Origin of the sequence: Vreelandella indica, assembly GCF_037070225.1 — a bacterium.
Classification (GTDB): domain Bacteria; phylum Pseudomonadota; class Gammaproteobacteria; order Pseudomonadales; family Halomonadaceae; genus Vreelandella; species Vreelandella arctica.
Window position 1 is genome coordinate 1 of the sequence record NZ_JBANSO010000086.1, and the last position, 1569, is coordinate 1569.

General features: G+C 46.6%; 1 protein-coding gene. It reads left to right on the forward strand.

Going from position 1 to position 1569, the window contains the following annotated elements:
- On the forward strand, positions 1 to 1462 hold a 1462-nt coding region (locus tag V8L71_RS20595; RefSeq protein ID WP_336275335.1), incomplete at its 5' end, for a cellulose biosynthesis cyclic di-GMP-binding regulatory protein BcsB.
- Positions 1463 to 1569: the final 107 nt, after the last annotated feature.

A 1569-nucleotide genomic window follows, 5' to 3' on the forward strand; every position in this document is an offset into this window, starting at 1 on the left:
CCACCATGGCGTTCTGATCGTAGTTATAAGCCTTGAAGCGCGGCATGCTGACCACTCCTCGTCCGTTTCCTCGATCCTACCAAAACTTAGTCGTCAGCGGAGTTTTTCTACAGGCTCAACGGGTGGGTATACCTTATCGGCGATGACTCAAAATCTTTCGATGGGTGGAATTCAAATAGCTGGTATACAGGGCTTTCCAAATGATTCACGTATTGATTTTGTTGAAATGGAGTTCGATAACAACCATGTGCTCTTCCCGGTACATATCGTGACTCATGATAGTCAACATATCCGTCTTAGATTTGGTAGTTTGAACGTTGCGCAGCGTCGCCAGCTAGTCAAGCTAGTAATGGGGCGTGCAGATGCTTGGTTGCAGAAAAGAAAACTTCCTCAAGATCAGCCTCTTCGTTCAATGTGGACCGTCGTTCGTGCTGTCACTGGCCTATTCTTTAGGAATTGGAAAGAGCGCCGCCTATTTGTTGGAGGAGCTGGAGGTGCGGCGCAGATGCGGCAGCCAGAAGCAGGCTCAACATCAGTAGCCAACTCAGCGCCTCAAGTGTCTACTCCTGTATCGACGTGGGTGTGGCGCATGGTGTTAATAGCATTAATCGTTATAGGTATTATGTCTACCCAGCGGGCCTGGAGCCAAACATTAAATACTCAAGCTGTGCCTAGAGAAGCAAGGTTTTTAATGATGGAGTCATCCTCAATTGATTCCAATGGACTCCCTGATGTTGAAATTAGTGCTCAGGGTGGATTGGCATTTAATATGCCAACTCCAACACGAGAACGTATTTATCCTCTTTTACGACAAATAGATGGATCAGAACCTAGCCCATTGCGTATTCAGGGAAATGGAGCTCAGGCGGGCGTTGAATTCTCTTTACGCAGCGATGAAGTATCTACCGGCGCCGTCTTGCATCTTGATATGCGCCACTCAGATTTGCTTCTTGAAGGTCTGAGTCGGTTAGATGTTAATCTAAACGGCATTGTAGTTGACACTCTTGAATTGGATCGTTTTACATCGGAGCAATTAGTTGCAGACATTACTATACCCCCGGAACTAATTGTTACTTACAATACATTGTTGCTTAGTATTACAGGTCAAACGCTAGAGCAGTGTAATAACCTGTTGAGTGAAGATATTTGGGTAGAGGTTTTGCCTTCCTCATCGCTTACTGTCAATGTTCAATCTTTACCACCAATAGGTGGTTTGTCGAATTTGCCCGCTCCCTTTTTTGATGCGGCAGATATGGAGCGATTGATACTGCCTTTCGTGATGCCTGCGGCCCCTTCAGAAACTTTACTTGGCGCAAGTGCCATTTTAGCGTCACATTTCGCAATACAGTCAGATTTTAGAGGAGCGGATTTCCCAGTCCACCACGCTCAAATACCTGATCAACACTCAATAGTGATAGGCACCCTAGAGCAAATGCCTTTAGGTATTGACCTGAATCCGTGAGACCGGCCCCCAGGAATGCTTCTAACCTACTGAACTGCATGGCAATATAGCGAATATCGCCATTCACCCAGACAGTGCCATGCCCAACGTCAAGTTCCGCGCCAGTC